This is a genomic window from Iningainema tapete BLCC-T55, assembly GCF_014698965.1.
Taxonomy (GTDB): domain Bacteria; phylum Cyanobacteriota; class Cyanobacteriia; order Cyanobacteriales; family Nostocaceae; genus Iningainema; species Iningainema tapete.
On sequence record NZ_JACXAE010000067.1, the window covers coordinates 25,896 to 41,368 of the forward strand.

Annotated in this window: 17 protein-coding genes and 2 pseudogenes; 12 read left to right on the plus strand and 7 right to left on the minus strand. The window is 42.0% G+C overall.

Annotated features, from left to right (window positions below):
* Nucleotides 1-112: 112 nt before the first annotated feature.
* Both ICL16_RS19610 and ICL16_RS19615 read right to left on the minus strand, forming a co-directional pair.
* Nucleotides 113-571 (minus strand): GNAT family N-acetyltransferase, encoded by a 459-nt coding sequence (locus ICL16_RS19610; RefSeq protein WP_190830945.1) that lies wholly within the window; start codon nt 569-571, stop codon nt 113-115.
* A 42-nt stretch (nt 572-613) separates the two neighbouring features.
* Nucleotides 614-1,582 (minus strand): protochlorophyllide reductase, encoded by a 969-nt coding sequence (locus ICL16_RS19615; protein WP_190830948.1) that lies wholly within the window; start codon nt 1,580-1,582, stop codon nt 614-616.
* Between the two features lie 116 nt (nt 1,583-1,698).
* Between ICL16_RS19615 and ICL16_RS19620 the strand changes: the two genes are divergently transcribed.
* The 3 genes from ICL16_RS19620 to ICL16_RS19630 are packed head-to-tail and all read left to right on the plus strand — an operon-like array spanning nt 1,699 to nt 2,703.
* Nucleotides 1,699-1,974, plus strand: coding sequence for a hypothetical protein (locus ICL16_RS19620; RefSeq protein ID WP_190830950.1), 276 nt, complete (start codon nt 1,699-1,701; stop codon nt 1,972-1,974).
* Between the two features lie 40 nt (nt 1,975-2,014).
* Entirely contained in the window at nt 2,015-2,350 is a 336-nt protein-coding gene (locus tag ICL16_RS19625) for a DUF433 domain-containing protein (RefSeq protein ID WP_190830956.1), read from the plus strand.
* The gene (locus ICL16_RS19630) at nt 2,350-2,703 is read left to right on the plus strand and encodes a DUF5615 family PIN-like protein (protein ID WP_238360858.1); all 354 of its coding nucleotides are present in this window, start codon (nt 2,350-2,352) and stop codon (nt 2,701-2,703) included. Before ICL16_RS19625 ends, ICL16_RS19630 begins: the two co-directional genes overlap by 1 nt.
* Before the next feature lie 50 nt (nt 2,704-2,753).
* Here ICL16_RS19630 and ICL16_RS19635 read toward each other — a convergent pair whose 3' ends face one another.
* The gene (locus tag ICL16_RS19635) at nt 2,754-3,887 is read right to left on the minus strand and encodes an FAD-dependent oxidoreductase (RefSeq protein WP_190830957.1); all 1,134 of its coding nucleotides are present in this window, start codon (nt 3,885-3,887) and stop codon (nt 2,754-2,756) included.
* Nucleotides 3,888-4,060: 173 nt separating this feature from the next.
* Here ICL16_RS19635 and ICL16_RS19640 point away from each other — a divergent pair, with 173 nt between their 5' ends.
* The gene (locus ICL16_RS19640) at nt 4,061-4,705 is read left to right on the plus strand and encodes a TetR family transcriptional regulator (protein WP_190830958.1); all 645 of its coding nucleotides are present in this window, start codon (nt 4,061-4,063) and stop codon (nt 4,703-4,705) included.
* Nucleotides 4,706-4,813: 108 nt separating this feature from the next.
* Here ICL16_RS19640 and ICL16_RS19645 read toward each other — a convergent pair whose 3' ends face one another.
* Nucleotides 4,814-5,020 (minus strand): hypothetical protein, encoded by a 207-nt coding sequence (locus tag ICL16_RS19645; protein WP_190830959.1) that lies wholly within the window; start codon nt 5,018-5,020, stop codon nt 4,814-4,816.
* Nucleotides 5,021-5,255: 235 nt separating this feature from the next.
* Between ICL16_RS19645 and ICL16_RS19650 the strand changes: the two genes are divergently transcribed.
* Nucleotides 5,256-6,761 carry an ABC transporter substrate-binding protein/permease gene (locus tag ICL16_RS19650; protein ID WP_190830960.1) on the plus strand — a complete coding sequence of 502 codons (1,506 nt, stop codon included), beginning with the start codon at nt 5,256-5,258 and terminating at the stop codon, nt 6,759-6,761.
* 139 nt (nt 6,762-6,900) lie between these two features.
* On the plus strand, nt 6,901-7,443 hold the full coding sequence (locus ICL16_RS19655; RefSeq protein WP_190830961.1) for a hypothetical protein: 543 nt from the start codon (nt 6,901-6,903) through the stop codon (nt 7,441-7,443).
* Nucleotides 7,444-7,446: 3 nt separating this feature from the next.
* Here the strand turns inward: ICL16_RS19655 and ICL16_RS19660 are convergent, their stop codons facing one another.
* The gene (locus tag ICL16_RS19660; protein ID WP_202895624.1) at nt 7,447-7,629 is read right to left on the minus strand and encodes a PIN domain-containing protein; all 183 of its coding nucleotides are present in this window, start codon (nt 7,627-7,629) and stop codon (nt 7,447-7,449) included.
* Nucleotides 7,630-7,934: 305 nt separating this feature from the next.
* Between ICL16_RS19660 and ICL16_RS19665 the strand changes: the two genes are divergently transcribed.
* Nucleotides 7,935-8,288, plus strand: a complete 354-nt coding sequence (locus ICL16_RS19665; RefSeq protein WP_190830962.1) for a type II toxin-antitoxin system HicB family antitoxin — start codon at nt 7,935-7,937, stop codon at nt 8,286-8,288.
* A complete protein-coding gene (locus ICL16_RS19670; RefSeq protein WP_190830963.1) occupies nt 8,288-8,719 on the plus strand; it encodes a type II toxin-antitoxin system VapC family toxin in 432 nt (143 codons plus the stop codon). The genes ICL16_RS19665 and ICL16_RS19670 overlap by 1 nt, the downstream gene beginning before the upstream one ends.
* A gap of 91 nt (nt 8,720-8,810) precedes the next feature.
* On the opposite strand, the gene ICL16_RS47290 is transcribed toward ICL16_RS19670, so the two are convergent.
* Nucleotides 8,811-9,218 (minus strand): protein NO VEIN domain-containing protein, encoded by a 408-nt coding sequence (locus tag ICL16_RS47290; protein ID WP_190830964.1) that lies wholly within the window; start codon nt 9,216-9,218, stop codon nt 8,811-8,813.
* A 945-nt stretch (nt 9,219-10,163) separates the two neighbouring features.
* Here ICL16_RS47290 and ICL16_RS19680 point away from each other — a divergent pair.
* The gene (locus ICL16_RS19680; protein WP_190830965.1) at nt 10,164-10,691 is read left to right on the plus strand and encodes an SET domain-containing protein-lysine N-methyltransferase; all 528 of its coding nucleotides are present in this window, start codon (nt 10,164-10,166) and stop codon (nt 10,689-10,691) included.
* 67 nt (nt 10,692-10,758) lie between these two features.
* Entirely contained in the window at nt 10,759-11,610 is an 852-nt protein-coding gene (locus tag ICL16_RS19685) for a hypothetical protein (protein WP_190830966.1), read from the plus strand.
* 237 nt (nt 11,611-11,847) lie between these two features.
* Here ICL16_RS19685 and ICL16_RS19690 read toward each other — a convergent pair whose 3' ends face one another.
* A complete protein-coding gene (locus ICL16_RS19690) occupies nt 11,848-12,708 on the minus strand; it encodes a DUF6671 family protein (protein ID WP_190830967.1) in 861 nt (286 codons plus the stop codon).
* Nucleotides 12,709-13,016: 308 nt separating this feature from the next.
* On the opposite strand from ICL16_RS19690, the pseudogene ICL16_RS47740 reads away from it, so the two are divergent.
* Both ICL16_RS47740 and ICL16_RS47745 read left to right on the plus strand, forming a co-directional pair.
* A pseudogene (locus tag ICL16_RS47740) lies at nt 13,017-14,042 on the plus strand (GAF domain-containing protein); the annotation flags it as partial.
* Between the two features lie 84 nt (nt 14,043-14,126).
* Nucleotides 14,127-15,371: pseudogene (locus ICL16_RS47745) on the plus strand (ATP-binding protein); the annotation flags it as partial.
* Nucleotides 15,372-15,473: the final 102 nt, after the last annotated feature.

Genomic DNA, 15,473 nt, shown 5'->3' on the forward strand with positions numbered 1-15,473 from the left:
GCACTCAACCGAAACAAAGGTTATTGATTGAGCGTTGTGAAAATTGAATGCGATGTCTGACGACAAGCCCTCCGGGTTCGCAGTCGCCTACGGAGGGAAACTTTGTTAAAATTCAGGGTTGCTCACGCGGGTGCGAGATATGCAGGATCTCCCCAATTGTGGAGAATCCCGCACGAAAGTAGATCCGCGCTTCTGCTTCGTGGGCTGCCATCAGAAATGCCAAGGAAACGCCTGCATCAATGGCAAGACGTACCAGTTGAGTGGTGAGCGCTCCTGCTATTCCCCGACGGCGAAATTTAGCCCGGACGCCGATGCCAGCAATCTCTGTTGTGCGATCGCGATTGTACGGAACATAGTATTCGAGGCGTGGTATCCGCGAACGTCTTTCGTAAGCAGCGATCAGGGCGGCTACGTCGGCGGACGACGGCGTGGCATCGTCGTCGGGAATAGCGTAGTTGAGGAATGGGTTATCATTATGGTGGGTAAAGGTCGCTAGGAACGGACCAATCCGCTCTGTGTCGCGTTGATGGCTCGCGGCAACGCGCAAGTATGACTGAATGCGAGAGTCCATATTATTAGTCCATTTCCATTTTTGCGAAGAGCACGCTCCATTTTACGCAAGTCCAACCAATTTGGCACTTAGCTCCCACAGCTTTTGAGCTTTTTTATCATCGAGTGCCTCGTTAGACATCTCTTGCTCAAAAGATTTGCGATCTGGCTTTTGGCGATTTCCCCAACTCCAATAGGAACCAGATTTGTTGTATTCTGGATCGGCTACTACTGCAGCCAAGCGATCGCCTGCCAACTCTTGAGTCACATACCCCCCAGTGATATTCTTTTGGAACCAGGGGAAAACTTTCTGAAAAAGTGGATAGCTGTTGCGAAAGAGCGGCGTATCTGCAACACAACCGGGATACATAGAACAGAACGTGATACCCGTTGACTCGTGGTAGCGTCGATGTAACTCTCGCATAGTCAACACATTGCACAGCTTGCTATCTTTGTAAGCCTTGCCTGGTTTAAACTTCTTACCGTTAATCATGGCGATAGGTGCTTTGAATCCTGCCTCAAAACCTTGAAGATCGCCCAAATCTGGAGGCGCAGGAATCGGAATCTTACCACCCAATTCCTTCGGATTTGCCGTCACAGTACCTAAAATGACGAGCCTTGGCTCCTGAGCACCTGAGTTTTTCAAATCCTCCAGCATAAGATTACACAGGAGGAAATGCCCCAAGTGATTCGTAGCGACACTCAATTCATAACCGTCTTTACTGTACAACGGTTCCTTTAACAAAGGCATATAAACTGCGGCGTTGCACACCAAAGCATCTAAGGATCTGCCGTCCCTAAAGTTCTTCACAAACGAGCGAACACTCTCCAAGCTGGCTAAGTCAAGATGCATGATTGTGTAGCTGTCGGGCGACATTCCTACTTCTTTCGCCGCTTTTTCTGCCTTCGGGAGATCGCGACATGCCATCACCACATGCCATTGCCCCCTTTGGGCAAGCGCTCTGGCGGCTTGCAAACCAACCCCCGATGATGCACCCGTAATTATAACCGTTGACTGCCGTTGTTGTTCCATTCTCTTCACACTCCGTTGATGGTGATTTCTCTAGACTCTCACACTTTGGGTATCATTGAATTTTATTGCGCTTTAAATGGGAATACTAAAAGTATTATGAGTTGGAAGCATTTATCATGTTCGATGAATTATTTAACAGTTTTAAAGGTTTTATCAGTTCTAAAGTTTTAGAAGCTGGTAAAGAACTGGAAAAACGCTTTGGCGTTCCCGATCCTACAGAGCCATTTGAGCTTATTCGTCAATTTACTCCTGCCGATTCAACGATCACAAAGGGAGGCATTGCCATCATAGGAGAAAGCTGGCAAATAGAAGCCTACGACGACAATATTCAACGCTTGGTCAGTACAGACCCTTTACGAAATGTTATCTTGTTTGAAGTTCCACGATTATAATAGGTTACAACAACGGAGTAGCTTTTAGGGAGATTGACTTATGAACCTTGTTCTTGAGCCTGAGACTCTTCCCTTTCGTGAAGATGCAACAGGAGCAATTCGAGTAGGTAATTCGAGAGTTTTGCTGGAATTGGTAATTCGAGCATTCCAGGATGGTGCATCTCCTGAATCTATTGTCCAGCGTTACTCATCTTTGTCGTTATCCGATGTTTATCTCTCAATTGGCTACTATCTTCGCCACCGAGACACAGTGGAATCCTATCTTAATCAGCGGGAACAGTTATCTGAATCTGTGCGTCAGCGTTTATCAAGCGTTCAACCAGATTTAAGCCTAATTCGTTCTCGTTTATTAACTCAGCAACAATCTCAAAGGTGATGATGCTGAAGTTACTAAGCGATGAAAACTTGAATGGCGATATTGTGCGGGGGTTATTTCTGCGTCAACCGAACCTAGATTTACTGCGTGTTCAAGATGTTGGTTTACAGGAAGTAGATGACCCAGCAATTTTAGCCTGGGCAGCAACTCAAGATCGCGTTGTCTTGACTCACGATCGCGCTACAATGCCCGACTTTGCTTATGAGCGATTGTTGGCAGGAGAACAAATGTCGGGATTATTCGTGTTGAATGACCGGATGCCTACTAGACAAGCAATCGACGAATTACTATTGCTTGTCAACTGTAGTAAGCAATCAGAGTGGAAAGGGATTGTACTATACTTGCCTTTATGAAAGCGCTGAGTCAATCAGCCGACTAGGTCGAACTTATCTATCGATTTTTACTAAGCTCTGTAACCTTGAAGAATGTTGACTTTGTTTTTTAGGACTGGTAATGGTAGCAGTTTCATCATTATTTCTCGTAGTGCTACGGCAGCATGGTTCTCCCATTGACCAAGTTTTGCTGCTTGTAAAGACTCTTCAACAATCATTTTAGTACGGGCAAACCTTTGGGATTCATACTGTCGAAAAGCTGTTACTGCGGGGTGTGCAAGCAAACATTTGGTGACAACCAGCGCGTCTTCAAGTGCCATACACGCCCCCTGCCCTAAAGTTGGCATGGTTGGATGTGCCGCATCCCCCAGCAGTGTGACATTCTGGTGACTCCAAGGTAAAGTAGGCACGCGATCGTACAGATCGTTCCTGAGGATGTTTGCTTCATCGGTAGCTGCAATCAATTCAGGAATAGGTGCGCACCAATCTTGAAACATGGTTTGCAGCTCTCTTTTGCGCCCGATCGCTGCATCAGCTTCTCCTAATGGTGCTTTAGCAGCGACATACCAGTACATCCGCCCTTTGCCCAGCGTCACAAAGCCAAAAGCTTTACCATTGCCTAAAAATTCACGGATGTAATCATGACGGTGTGTCTTAGGAATGTAATCAGTAAGACCGCGCCACGCCGTGAAACCACGGTATATTGTACCATCATCCAATAGTTGCGATCTTACACGCGAATTAAGACCATCAGCCCCAATCAAAGCATCGCCCTCGACTGTTAAACCAGAGGCGAAATGAGCATGAATTGTACTTGTTGTCTCAAACCGCTCAAACTCTTGACCTAAAACAAACTGCTCGCTTGGCAAGTTACGCCACAGTATAGCGTGCAAATCGGCGCGATGGATGCACATAGCAGGAACCTCAAAATGGTCAACAGGTAAAGACATCAACTCCTCACCGCGTTGTGAGTTAAATTGATAACGTGTAATTAGTTGACCTTCACCTAACACATCTTCCAGCACACCCAAATTTTTCAGAACATGGGTGGCGTTAGCCCAAATAGCCACTCCCGCACCCACCTCCCGCAGTTGGGGAGTTCTTTCATATACAGTGACATCGAATTTAGCACGGTGAAGGGCGAGGGCAGTTGCTGCACCGCCAATCCCTCCTCCAACAATAATAATTTTCTTGGCTGTTGGCATATATTTAAGTTCTTATTTATTAATCAACTGACAAGTCTGTCGATTAACTTTCATTAAACGATTGGCTGTGTTTTTTGTCAACTGACTATTTGGTCGATTATGTAGAGACGCGCCATGGCGCGTCTAAGGCAGGCTATACTAACTGACAAATCAGATGACAAGTAAAAAATGCCGTGGCTCGAAGAGCGAAAGTTGAGAAATCAAATACCAAACAGGTTCGAGATGCAGAGGCAACTCAAGCCATCATCTTGGCAGCAGCAGAAGAGGAGTTTGCTCAACATGGTTTAATTGCTGCTCGAACCGAAGCCATCGCCGCTAAAACTGGTGTGGCGAAATCGATGATTTATTACTACTTCAAAGATAAAGAAGGTTTGTATCAGGCGGTGTTAGAGCGATCGCACGCGGTACTATTGCAAACCAATCAACAGCTAGACTTAGAGCAACTCTCTCCAGAGGTAGCTTTAGAAAAGTTTCTAGTTGCACTATTGGATTGTGTGTCTCGTCACCCAAAACTACCGATGATTATGTTCCACGAAGCGGTACAGAATCAGGGAAAATACTACAAAGACGCTAGTTCAAGAGCCATTGATACAACATTGTTAGCAATTCTAGAGCGAGGTGTTGCAACGGGTGCATTTCGCCCTCTCGATCCCTTGCAAACGGCTATCAATATTATGGGGACATGCTTATTTTATTACATTGGTCATGGAAACTTCAAGCATCTTGCCTCTGGTAAACGCCCACTGGGTAAAGCAATGTTGGATGGGCATACTCTTGAGGCGATCGCTTTTATCTTGGCTGGTGTACGAAAATTCTAACTGGTAACATTACCAGGCGAGCATGTCTAATTTGTGCGGATTTTGATCAACGTGCGGTGATTTGTCTGAACGTGCGGTGATTTGTCTTGACGTTCCGCCGGAACGTCTCTACGGGTGATTGGTGGGAATGCGATAATGTGTGTCTAATTCCCATGTGGTGGGATTATTCACAATATATTGCCGAATTCGATTTAGGGATTCTTCATCACGAATAATATGATCGTGAAATCTTGTTTGCCAACGAAAATCAGGGTATCCAGCCGCCCAAATTTGTTTTGTACAAACCGATTTGAATTGACTAATTATTGAACCCAATGAATTAGGTTTTAATCGGGGAATATCCGTAGAGACGTTCCGCCGGAACGTCTCTACATGGGGAACGTTTCTACCACAATAATTTTGTCAGTTAGCAATGTCTTCGGTATTAATGCTAATGTGAAAATTTATAGTTTCTTTAAATTATTGTCCTTTCATCTTTACCAAGGTATACTTTGGCAGTAAAAAGTTATAGTTCATACATTAAACAGTGCATCCACCAAGTAAAAATTTCATGAAAAAACGCCAAGCATTGCTGTTATCACTGTTATTTGGAGCAATACTGCTAATTAACAGTATAATATCTCATAGCTATCCCCTACAAGCAGCCTCGTCAGTTGGCAAGGAAACACTGACGATGATTACCTCCCCTGACTATCCTCCTTACGAGTATTACGATACCAAGGTTGGCGAAAGAAAAATTGTTGGCTTTGATATTGATGTTGCAGGTGCGATCGCTCAACAACTTGGTTTTAAACTCAAAGTAATGGAGTCGGATTTTAACGGTTTAATTCCTGCACTCCAAGCCAATCGGGCTGACTTTGTTATGGCTGGGATGACTCCCACGGAAGAACGGAAGAAAAACGCAGATTTCTCTATTATTTATTATGAAGCGAAAGATACAATTGTTGCTCCGAAAACAAGTAATATCAAAACAATCAAAGAATTATCAGGGAAAAAAGTAGGAGTTCAACTAGGAACAATTCAAGAGCAAAATGCCAAGAGAATTTCTGTCAAAGTCGATGGGATTGAAATCAAACAACTCAATAAAGTTCCTGAAGTAATTCAAGAAATCAAATCTAAACGCATTGATGCAGCTATAGTTGAAGATACTGTGGCTAAAGGCTTTGCTGCAGCCAACCCAGAATTAGAGTTTAACGTCATTCCTCCTGACAGGGCAACTGGTTCGGCGATCGCCTTTCCCAAAGGTTCACCATTAGTAGAACCATTCAATAAAGTCCTACAACAACTCAAAGACAACTGTGAACTAGAAAAACTTGCAGCCAAGTGGTTCTCCGCCAATACTATAGCAGATGCAGCGTCAACAGTACCTCCAGCAAAAACCGGACTGAATATAGACTTTACAAGAATAATTCCCGACATTCCCTTTATCCTTCAGGGAATACCCTTAACTTTATTGTTCACAATATTATCAGCATTACTAGGTTTAATTTGGGGAACAGTACTATCATTGTTGAAGATTTCCGGTATTAAGCTGCTGGGTTGGTTTGCTAACGCCTACACCTCCATATTTAGAGGCACACCATTACTATTACAATTAGCTCTAGTTTACTACGCAACTCCCCAACTTACAGGATTCGACATTTCCGCATTGCAGGCGGGTGTACTAACTTTTACCCTTAACTCTGGCGCGTATATGTCAGAAACCATCCGAGGTGGAATTCAAGCAGTAGATAAAGGGCAAAGTGAAGCGGCTATGTCAATGGGTATTTCCTACTGGTTGATGATGTGGGATATAATTTTACCGCAAGCGTTGAAGAACATTCTCCCCGCTTTGGTAAATGAAACTATTGGACTGTTGAAAGATTCCGCTTTAGTGTCAACCGTTGGTGTAGTGGAAATATTACGCAGCGCCCAAATCGTCGGTGCGAACAAATATATCTACTTTGAACCACTGCTGTTTGCTGGGTTAATTTACTACGTTTTAGTTATGGCTTTGACGAGTGGTGCATCTGTTCTGGAGAGGAGGCTAAGACGCGGTGAAAAGCGGGCGCTCTAGCAGGGCTATTTTCCAATTTAACCTAAGAATAAATTCTTAGGCTCATAGCTGAAGTCGGCTTAAGCCGACTAGAACTGTTATTAAAAACTATAATTAAGTGTGTTTGAGCAGCCCAGCATATGGGAGTAGGCAAAGCTCTATGATAGTCACTGTTCGCGATCCCAAAATTTTAAAAAGTTTAGAACCAGAGAAAGTGCGTACCTATCTTCAGATGCATCACTGGCAGGAGCAAAGACAGATTGAAGATAAAGCTGCTATTTGGACTCGTAAAAATGAAACAGGACAAGAGTTTGAAATTCTGTTACCACTAAAGTCGGAATTTTTGGACTTTCCTCGTCGGATGGCTGAGGTGTTGCAAACTTTGGAGGAAGCTTCGCAAACCTCCCAATTAGAAATCCTTGGCGATCTGTTTACCTCAGCATCTAATGTCACAATCCAAGGTATTGTGACAAACCTACAAGAAGGAGCCACTACTGTCCAAGTAACTCTCATGGGTGTTATTGTGGATAAACTCCGACGTATCTTACTTGAATTAGATGAACCTGTTTATGAACTAGCCGTTAAAGCTTATCAAGCCAGGATTCCAGTTCTCTGCCAAGGGGATTTAGTGAAACAGAGTCGCTCCTTTATACTTCACAATCCTCATAACTTTACTTTGGATTTGGAGGCATGGAATAGCTAATAGCTAATTTTCCATAATTGAGAAAATCTGGATTTGTGTAACTCTGTACATTGGCTTTGTGGGTTTTTCTGTTGTGATCAACTTATCAGCTTTGAGCCGGATTGCGGCGGCAACATGAAGTGCATCCATTGAAGCTAAACCATAGGCACAGGCAAGCTGGGGCGGTAATGAGTACACCAGAGTCAATATAAGTTTTCTTACGACTCAAGGTAGTCACCCTGACGTTCTGCAAGCTCTTGTTCGATTTCTGCTTCATTGAGCAATCGCATTCCAGAGGCTCAAGGTTGGTCTTTAACGGAGATATTGAGAAGTTATCCAGGCATAACAGTGGAAGATATCTAGGTATGTTTGAGTTATGCTAGTACAGTCCTAAAAGTAGAAAAGGTCTATTAATAACTAACGGCTAACATCTAAAGACAATTAGCAATTAACAATTCCCCAATTAGCAATTCCCCAATTAACAATTAGCAATCAACAAAAGGATAAATTTGATGACTACCGATTTACTGAAAACCCCAGACGATAACTTACCCAAACTAAATTATTCGGTATTAATTGAAAAAAAAGAAGATGGATATCAAGCAACTGTTTGGGGAATGCCTGAATATCAAGTATTTGCTGCTACCCGCGAAGAAGCACTTTCCAATCTGCATCAGCTTATAAATGCTCGTTTGCAAAAAGTGGAAATAGTTTCTCAGGAAATTGAACTGTCAAAATCTGAGCATCCTTGGATGAAATTTGCAGGTATGTATCAAAATAATCCACTTTTTAATGAGGTTCTGGCATCTATAGAAAGTTATCGCCGTGAACTTGATGCAGAAATGGACGTTGAGGATGAAGCTTAATGAGTTTGTGGATACTGGATACAGATACTCTTTCTCTTTTTCAAAACCAACATCCACTAGTGAAACAGCGTGTAAATCAAGTTAGCCTTAAAGAAATCGCTGTTACCGTGATTACAGTAGAAGAGCAAATGCGTGGTTGGCTTAATGTAATCAGACAATCTTCTCAAGAGCAAAGGCTGATGTGGGGTTATTTAGGATTGCGACAGGGAGTCGAATTCTTCAACACAATCAAAATACTTGATTTTGACCAAAATTCAGCCAGTCGCTACGCAGAATTACTGCGTCAAAAAATCCGTATCGGTAGACAAGATTTACGAATTGCGGTAATCGCGATTTCCAATAATGGTATTTTAGTAACACGCAATCAGCGTGATTTTTCCCGTGTACCTGGATTGCAGTTTGAAGATTGGACAATTACTATTAACAATTAACAATTCCCCAATTAACAATTCCCCAATTTGCAACCAAAAATTAACAATTCCCCAATTCGCAATTAACAATTCTTCTATTAGCAATTAGCAATTAACAATTAGCATACCTACTCAACGCCTCAGCCCCAACCAAATACCGCGTTACCTGTTTAATTTCCTTCGCATCACCTACAAGCTTTTTGGCTGGATTTTGAATCGTTAATAGTTGTGGATTGGGAGTGTTGCAACCCCAAACAACATAGAGCCAGTAGGAATCTCCTAATTGCTGTGCCTTGCGCCACTCATTCATTGTTAACGAAACTGGTTGGTTAAAGTGCTTTCGCCCTTTAACTTCAATCCGTCTTACTGGTGCCATCCCTCCAGCCGCTACTTTTGCTGCCAACTTCATCTGTTTGCTTTGCTGCTCAATGCCGACTTCCACTTGTTTACGAATTTCTTCAAGCCACTGTGCATATTTATAATCTGCTTGCTCAAGCAGTTGAAATGCTGCACTAATCACCTCCAGAGCAGGCGCAGATGCAATACTTTCGGCAAGATATTGCTATATTCGCGCAACGCGATCGCTCAGTAAATCGACACACTTTTAAATCTGCATTATTGAGTGAACGGATATATTCAAAATTATACATTACTATTATAAAAATTACATCCCGCTAGCATCAGATTTAAAAATGTATTTATCATTACACTACTGTATTGTCGTATTTATTACCTTAGACTGATGCGCAAGCTAACATCTGTAGTTTGGTAGATAATTATGGAAATTTTAGGTTAATTACCTACTTTTTAGTTAAACAAAAAGGATATTTTGTTGTTCCCAAAGTCATGAAACTATAACTTTTAAGTAAAAATACTATTTTTAATAGTATTAGTTTAAACTTATATTACAAAAAGTGGATTTGATCTTTCCCAGTTTTAACCACTACAAATTCTAAGCAAAAGGTGTAAAACTTATGTTAAAATGCCATATGCTCCAGTTCCTCTCAATATTTACTAGTAACGCTCTCTAAGGGTAAAAATGTTATGATTTTGCCAATAACTTTCTGTAATTGGTGTTTACTTTTGCTCATGCCTACGAAAAATTGCCTTAAATGTACCCAATAATTTTTAGTACAAATTTTTACAAAGTAATATTTATTTGCATTAATATTTGAGAATCCAGTACAAACACGGGTACAATTTTTAAGAAAATATTAAAAAATCAATACAGAAATTAAGTTTCTGCTACAAACAAAATATTGTTTAACACCAATACTGTTAGAAGGTGATGTCATTTCCACATTATAAAGTGTGATGACAGTCAATTTTGTCGAAAAAATAAAGAAGATATCCGACTAAATGTGCTACCGCCACTAGTCGAATTGCATCCTTTTTGGAATTCATTGTCAGCGAACTTATTTTCTACTAAATTAAGCCAACCAAAATAAAAACGAAAACAAGCTTTATGCTGCAGGTTCAAGCTAACACTACTGCTAAGGGAACTGGGCTGATTACTACTTCAGCAATCAAGAAGGGTACAGTCTTCTACAAAATTACGAATTACGAAATCATACACCAGCCCACCTACACAAGCGTTCAGGTAGGTTTGGAAACACATATGGAAGAGCCAACGCTTAGACACCTTAATCACTCGTGCAGTCCAAACATAATAATAGACACTGTAGCTTTCGAGTGTCGTGCATTGCGAGACATTGAACCATATGAAGAACTTAGCTTTTTTTACCCCAGCACAGAATGGGATATGAATCGCCCTTTTGTATGCCTGTGCGGCTCTCCACAGTGCATACGAATTATTATTGGTGCAAAATATCAGTCTTTAGATACGTTAAGCCGCTATTTTATCAATCGCCATGTTCATACTAAAGCTCTGAACAGCCTGCAAGCAACAGTTCTTGAGCAGGGTGTCGTTGTGGAACCAATAGATGATCTGAGGATAGAAGAACATACTTTCAGTCTATTGCACAAAGCTTAACAAAAAGCTACTGTGCTGTTCTTTGCATACACACATAACAATCTCAGAAAAAGGGAGTTCAATCATCATGGTTAATGTAATTAATCGACCCACAAATACTATCACCATTCAAAGGTCAGAAGTATGTCAAACAATTGACGAGCAATATACATCGCTCAGATTCAAACGTTTGCTTGAAGAGGCAACAAGTGCAGATGCACTCTTACGGCTGATGGGTCGCTTTTTCCAATACGCTGCTGCCTTTGGACCTGGACAGGCTTGTTTGGCTAGTCACGTTGCTATTCGCAAAAACTTATTCAACAGTCCGACGGAAATAGGAGTCTTTGCTGATACAAGTGTTAAAATAGGTGCAGGCATATTTTTTGGCGCAATTGATGAGTTTGGCGATCGCGAAGCGCCTGAGCCTTACACACACCGAGATCTAGCACTAGCAACACTTAAAGGGATGGCACAGTTCTTTGGTTATGACATGATGCTTCTGAGCGAACTCATACACCAACATACTCCTACCAATAATGCTATCCTCAAAGTCCATAGCAGTTACGGTCTAAATGTTGTCATGGATGAGGCTGATCTTTTTCGTGGTATCGGTTTCCATTTAGGAACTGAAGTATTAGGTGAGGATGAAAACCGTATCCTAGATGAATTTTTCCGCACCAAACGTCCTGATATAACAGAATTTTTGGAAAAAACGGAAGTGGAAATTGATGGAAAGCTTCTTCCCGCAAACTACTGGTTTAGCCGTCACATAGTTGCAGACGCCGAACATTTTGATGCTGGAATAGCAGGTGCTAATGAAGCTTTGCACTACTACGCAGGTTTAGAGAACCGACAGCAGGTTAAGAATTGGATTATTGAAGGTGTTCGAGAAATTTCTGTGCTGATGTCAGAGTTTATGGATGGAGTAATGAAGGACTAGAAAGCAGGAATCTAAAACAGGTGGGTGTTGCGACAAATATCTACGACAAGTTGGGACAATTTCCATGATTTTTACTTGATTGTCACTATGGTGTCACAATTCACTTGCTACACTTGTAGAAAGCAAACTTTTCAGTTTGCTCCTCACACCACACTTTGGCTCTCTTGTTTGTCATAAGCAAGAGAGCTTTTTTTAGCTCGTCAAAAGCTTTATCGCCATTTATGTATTATTTTATACTTAAGGATTGCAGTACATACACAGTCCTGGATCGGCGTACTCTCTACCTTCTGGGAATAAAGCTTCTTGACTAAAACTACATTTTTTGCATTGATAAATTACCGCCCTTGTCAGGGAAGTTGGCATACCACAAATAGCACAAGGTAATCCTTGAATTCTTTCACTGACATCAAAACCTGGTGTAGCACAGTTTGGGCAACGGCTGTTAATCTTTCTAATTAAATCGCGGGTAGCTTTTTCGATGTTTTTCATCCGCGTAGGGTTGTACATTGCTCTCATATCTGTTTCAATATGCACTTTCCCACTCTGTGAATTTTCTAATGCCCAATTCACAGCCTCGACAAGTTGTGTCTCTTGGGTGATACCTTTGACGATCGCATTACTATCTTTAGGCGACTCGCTCAACATGACAACTATGCCATGTGCAGGAAAACCCACTCTCTTGACGAAATCACACGCCTCTTGTACACTTTGTACAACCTGATGATTGTGGTTAGTATCTGTGGAAAATTCCTCTCCAATAATTTCTAAGTCATTTTCTCTATCTAAGAAAATCACTATTTCCCTATTACTAGAAATATACGGAAAACTAGGATGAGGAGCAAAACTACCTTCACTGGCTACCGCCAAAGTTTCACCTGTAACAGCCAGCGCTTTTTCTGCCTTCAATCTTGCCGCAGCAATTTGAGTCCCCAAACGTTTAACTTCCCTTGTAAACGTGCCAAAAATATCAGTATTAAAATTCTGTGGCACGATAACTTTAACACCTAATTCCTGCTCTAAAAGAGGAGCAATAACTCTCTCTTTTTGATGCATAGTAGCCAATACTGCCACTCTGTTGTTCAATGCCTTTTGTTGCATTTTTTACCTCTTTCGTAACTTTTTAAGTAAAATAGCGTATGCCACCTAGTTTCAAGCTTCCTTCAGTGCACTGGCTGAGGAGCCATCTCCATTACTTAGAATTATGTCAATTTCTGAATACTTAATTTTTAATTAACTTAATTAATAAATTGAATCTAAAAGTAGTTAATATAGAGCATATATGATCATATCTAGAAAAAATACACGCTTGCCTTATGTGTGTACAAATGTGGCATAATTAATTAAAATTATGAATATTTTACCTTTATAATACACAAATTTAAAAGATACTTAAATATTTGTTAACTGTGAAAACACGATCCAACTACAATGAAGCAGCTCGGCTCGAAACCCTCCGCCAGTATCAGATTCTCGACACTGATCCCGAAGAGGCGTTCGACAATCTCACTCGTTTAGCTGCGCATATTTGTGGAACCCCCATAGCATTCATAAGCTTCATCGATGAAAACCGCCAGTGGTTTAAGTCAAAGGTAGGTTTGGATGTAACGTCTGTGGCTCGTAAATGGGGAATATGCCCCCAATGTAGCTTACTACAAAATGTCGTCGTTGTTTCTTCTCATACGTTGGCTGATGAATGCTGGGGAGCAAACCCTGTAATTACATCAAATCCTGATTTCCGGTTTTATGCTGGGGTATGTTTGGTGACACAGGAAGGATATGTACTCGGTCACCTATGCGTAATGGACTACAAAGAGAAACATCTCAATCCAGAGCAATTGGAGGGTTTACGGTTATTAGGTCGCCAAGTTCTCGCACAACTTGAAATCCGACGAAATTTAGTCAACTTGACCCGTGCCAATACCGAGTTCCAACAAGCAGGGGAATTACTACAACAGCAAAGAGCGCGGGAGCGACTGGTAACGGATATTGCCCACCGCATCCGGCAGAGTTTGAATTTAGAAGCAGTTCTTAACACTACAGTGTCACAAGTGCGGCAGTTTCTGCAGACAGAGCGAGTGTTCATTTACCGCTTTGAGCCAGACTGGGGTGGCGTTGTCGTGGTAGAATCTGTAGCTAACGGGTGGAAATCTCTTGTCGGCAGTAGTCTTAAAGACCCCGACTTTGCCCAAAGTTGTACCCAGTCCTATAAACAAGGTAGGCTCCAAGCGACAACGGATATTTATACAAGTAATCTCCCCCAATGCTATATTGATTTTCTAGCGCAGTTTCAAGTCAGAGCTACCTTAGTAGTACCAATTTTACAAGGGGAACAATTGTGGGGATTACTGGTAGCTAACCATTGTTCATCACCACGACAGTGGCAGCAGTTGGAGATTGACTTGCTTGTGCAATTAGCAACGCAACTAGCTATTGCGCTCCAACAAAGCCAACTGTATCAGCAAACTCAATATCAACTGAAAAGAGAGCAGGCACTCAATCAGGTAATTCAAACCATCCGCAATTCTCTTGACTTGAAAACCATCTTTTCCACAGCAGTTTTTGAGATTGCGCAACTCCTGCAAGCTGACAGGGCTCACATTGTGCAATATCTGCCACAACGCCAGATTTGGTTGAATGTAGCGGATTATTGCCGTTCTCCGAATGTATCAGGTGTGGGGCTAGAAATTCCCGATGAAGGCAATGAGATTGCTGCCAAACTTAAACGATTAGAAGTCGTTCGAGTTGATGATGCTAGTACTTGTACTGATGAAATCAATCGCAGCTTTGCTCAAACTTTTCCTGGAGCTTGGTTGCTGATTCCGTTGCACTTTGGTTCGGCAGTGTGGGGCAGTCTGGGTCTGGTGAGATCTCAGCCTGCTTTGTGGCAGCCAGAAGAGGTAGAATTAACAAGCGCCGTGGCTGACCAAATCGCGATCGCCATTCAGCAATCTACACTTTTAGAGCAGATACAAATCGAACTAAATGAACGCAAGCGCAATGAACAAAAAATTTGCGCCCAACGACTGGAAAGCTTGGGTACACTAGCAAGGGGCATGGCACACGAAATAAACAATAAGCTAGCACCGATTCTGATGTCAGTGCAATTACTAAAGATGAAATTACCTGATGAGCAGAGTCAGGGGATGCTTCAGATATTAGAATCTAGTGTAAAAAGCTCTGCGGCTTTAGTCAAGCAAGTGCTGTTGTTTGCTCATGGAGTCGAAGGCGATCGCACGATTCTACTAGTCTTGGATATGATCAAAGAAGTGGAGCAGATTGCCAAACAGACATTTCCCAAATCAATCCAAATCCTTACCGATCTACCGGACAACCTTTGGACTGTCTCTGGCGATGCCACTCAACTGAAACAGGTTCTCATTAACCTTGCCGTCAATGCTCGAGATGCAATGCCTGATGGTGGTATCTTAAGGATCTGTGCTAAAAACCTTTCCGTTGATGAAAACTATGCTAGGATAAATCTTGAAGCCTCTGTGGGTGCTTACGTTGTGATTACCGTCTCGGATACTGGAATGGGAATTGAGCGGGAAATACTTGAGAGAATTTTTGATCCCTTTTTCACTACCAAAGAGGTTGGTAAAGGCACGGGGCTAGGTCTTTCAACTGTGATGGGCATCATCAAAAGTCACGGCGGTTTTGTGAACGTGGCGAGTGAGGTGGGTCTCGGTAGTCAATTTCAAGTGTATTTGCCTGCGGTGAGGGAAGCTGTTTCACAGCCGTTAGACCAGGAAATGCCCACAGGGTAAGGTCCATCTTTGTTATATTTTGTTTCAAAGGAACTACTTACCCCTTGCGCTAGCTCTAAAATCTGTTCAACACTCGCAACAGCCCAAAATTTTGGCTAA